Source organism: Promineifilum sp. (SeqCode) (assembly GCF_041918635.1).
GTDB lineage: Bacteria > Chloroflexota > Anaerolineae > Promineifilales > Promineifilaceae > Promineifilum.
Map to the genome: position 1 here is coordinate 1 of NZ_JAYRVJ010000207.1, position 3294 is coordinate 3294.

The window sequence follows — 3294 nt, forward strand, 5'->3', positions numbered from 1 at the left end:
AGATGCCCTGCCAGACGGATGGGGAGTGGGCGGGGTATACGCCGCTGACGTGCGAGTTGCGGCCGGGGGCGCTGCGGCTGCTCGTGCCGGAGGCCGCGCCGGCCGATCTGTTTGTCCAACCGGGGGTGGCATTTGGCGAGGCGTGGGGAGTGTAGCCTACCAGACCTCTGAGGTTTGCCGCAAACCTCAGAGGTCTATGCAACTTGCACAGCTTGACGTAAACTAAGGGTATGGACAGGATTGACTTCCGGTCGGATACCGTCAGCTGGCCCACGCCGGCCATGCGCGCGGCGATGGCCGCCGCGCCCGTCGGCGACGACGTGTATGGCGAAGACCCGACCGTCAACGAACTGGAAGCGCTGGCCGCGGCGCGGGTGGGCAAGGAGGCGGGCCTGTTCGTCGCCAGTGGCACGATGGGCAACCTGGCGGCCGTCCTGGCCCACGCCGGGCGCGGCGACGAAGCCATTCTGGGGGCCGACTCGCACGTGTATTGCTGGGAGGCGGGCGGCATGGCCGCGCTGGGCGGGGTGATGCCGCACCCGCTGCCGACCGACGCCTGCGGCCGGATGGATCCGGGCGAGGTCGAAGACGCCGTGCGCGAGGACGACCCCCACCTGCCGCGCAGCCGGCTGGTGCTGGTCGAGAACAGCTATGGGGCTAGGCACGGCTACCCGCTGCCGCCGGCCTACTTCGCCGAGATCGAGGCGGTGGCGCGGCGGCATGGGCTGGCGCTGCACATGGACGGGGCGCGGCTGTTCAACGCCGCTGTGGCCCAGGACATCGACGCGGCGCAGATCGCCCGGCACGTCGATTCGGTCACCTTCTGCCTAAGCAAGGGGCTGTGCGCGCCGGTCGGCTCGGTGCTGTGCGGCCCGGCCGACTTCATCCAGCGGGCGCGCCGGGCGCGCAAGCTAGTGGGCGGCGGCATGCGCCAGGCGGGCATTCTGGCCGCGGCCGGCATCGTGGCCCTGAACGAGATGGTCGAGCGGCTGGCGGACGACCACGCCCACGCCCGTCTGCTGGCCGAGGGGCTGGCCCGGCTGCCCGGCGTGCGCGTGGACGCGGCCATGGTGCGCACCAACATGGTCTTCTTCGAGCTGGCCGACGACGTGCCGCTGTCCGCGGAGCAGGTGGCCGAGCGGCTGCGCGAGACGGCCGGCGTCTGGGTGGGCGCGAACGGGTCGCGCGGCTTTCGGGCGGTCACGCATTACTGGATTGGGGCGGACGACGTACAGGTATTTCTGAGCGGGCTGCAAACAATTCTGGCGGCGGCGTAGGGGCCGCGCACTTGTCTGGCTAGGAGGCCTGGATGACCAACCTGATTGGTCAAACGCTGAACAACCGCTACCGCCTCGACGCGCTGCTCGGCGACGGCGGCATGGGCACGGTCTATCGCGCCGCGGACATCAATCTGGAGCGCCAGGTGGCGATCAAGCTGATGCACAGCCACTTCGCCCGGCAGCCGGAGTTTCGCGCCCGGCTGGTGCAGGAGGCGCGCACGGCGGCCCAGCTCGACCACCCGTCCATCGTCCGCGTCTACGATTTCGGTGAGTCTGAACTAGGGCTGTTCATCGCCATGGAGTACGTGGACGGCGGCAGCCTGCGCGACCACCTGCGCCGGCTGCAACGGTTGCAGAAGTTCCTGCCGCTGGCCCAATGCCTCCAGATCGGCATCCAGATCGCCGAGGCGCTGGACTATGCTCACCAGCGCAAGATCATCCATCGCGACGTGAAGCCGGGCAACATCATCCTCAAACGGCTGGGGCAGGCCGCCGAGGCGGGCATGCAGCCCTTCCGCGCTTTGCTGACCGATTTCGGCCTGGTCAAGCTGCAAGAGGGGACGAGCCTGACCCAGAGCGGCGCGACCGTGGGCACGCCGACCTATATGTCGCCGGAACAGTGCGAGGGGCGTGAGTTAGACGGGCGCTCTGACCTGTACTCGCTCGGCGTCGTCCTCTACGAACTGGTCGCCAACAAGCTGCCTTTCACCTTCCAGAGCCTGACCGAGGCCATCGCCGCCCACCACAACGGCGTAGAGCCGCCGCCGGTCAGCACCCTGCGGCCCGAAGCGCCGCCCATCATTGACATGCTGCTGGCCCGGTCGATGGCCAAGTCGCCCGACCAGCGCTTCGCCAGCGGGGCGGAGATGGCCAACGCGCTGCGCAGCGCCTTCGTCGCCCTGGAGGGGCTGCCCACGCGGGTCATGCTGCATCAGGAGCTTGACATCCTCGACAAGGTGGCTGAGCCGCCGGTCGGCTACGAGCTGCAAATCCAGACGCCCGGCCACGCCGACAGTCTGGTTCCGCTGACGCGGTCGGTGATCACCCTGGGCCGCAATTTGGACAACGACATCGTGCTGCCGGCCGACGGCGTCTCGCGCCACCACACGCGGCTGCAGGCCACGTCGCTGGGCTGGGAAGCGGTCGATCTGGGTGGGGTCAACGGCACGTGGCTGGACGAGCACCGGCTGCGGCCGGAGGAGCCGACGCCCCTCTCCGTCGGGTCGGTGCTGCGCATCGGGCCGTATGAGATGATCTTGCAGGGGCCGGAAGCGCCATCGGCCCCGGCGGTGGGCGAGACGGGCGAACACGTCTCCGGCCCGATCACGCCGGGGTTGATCGGCATGGCCGTTGCCGCGCCGCCGGTCGCCAACCCCCTATCCTCCTCGCCCCCGTCGTCTCCCTCACGGCCGTCCGCGCCGCCACCCGCTTCGGCCGGGACGATGCGCGTGACGGCTGAGCAGCCGACCGCGCCGCCGACGCCGCAGCCGGGCGTGCCGTTGGCCATCCACCTGGCGCGCGACACCATCGCCGCCGATCCCGGCCAGCGGGTCGAGGTGAAGGCGGACGTGGAGAACCGCGGCGACCAGGACGACCGGGTGACGCTGCGCGTGCACGGCATCGATCCGTCGTGGGTGGAAGCGCCGGCCGACTTTGTGGAGTTGCCGGCCGGGCAGACGATCTCCATCCCGTTCGCCGTCCACCCGCCGCGCCGGCAGGGCACGCCGTCCGGCCGCCAGCGGGTGCGCATCGAGCTGGTCTCGCAGCGCTACCCCAATGCGCGGGTGGGGACGACGGCCACGCTGAGCGTCAGCAGCTTCACCATGTTCGAGGCGACGATGGAGCCGGCGGAGGTGCGCATGCCCGGCCGGGTGATGGTCGCCATCCACAACACAGGCAACACGGCGACCGAATTCGACGTGACCGGGCGCGATCTTCAAGGGCTGATCCGTTTCCGCGGCGACCGCAAGGGCGTCCCCCTGCCACCGAACGGCACGGCCAACGTCGAACTGGC

General features: G+C 70.1%; 2 protein-coding genes. Both read left to right on the top strand.

Annotation, left to right across the window (positions count from 1 at the left end; all coding sequences use genetic code 11):
* Positions 1 to 230: 230 nt before the first annotated feature.
* Positions 231 to 1277 (top strand): low-specificity L-threonine aldolase, encoded by a 1047-nt coding sequence (gene ltaE / locus ACE3UY_RS07160; RefSeq protein ID WP_374686857.1) that lies wholly within the window; start codon positions 231 to 233, stop codon positions 1275 to 1277.
* 32 nt (positions 1278 to 1309) lie between these two features.
* Positions 1310 to 3294 (top strand): protein kinase (locus tag ACE3UY_RS07165; protein ID WP_374686858.1); only part of this gene is annotated, 1985 nt, incomplete at its 3' end.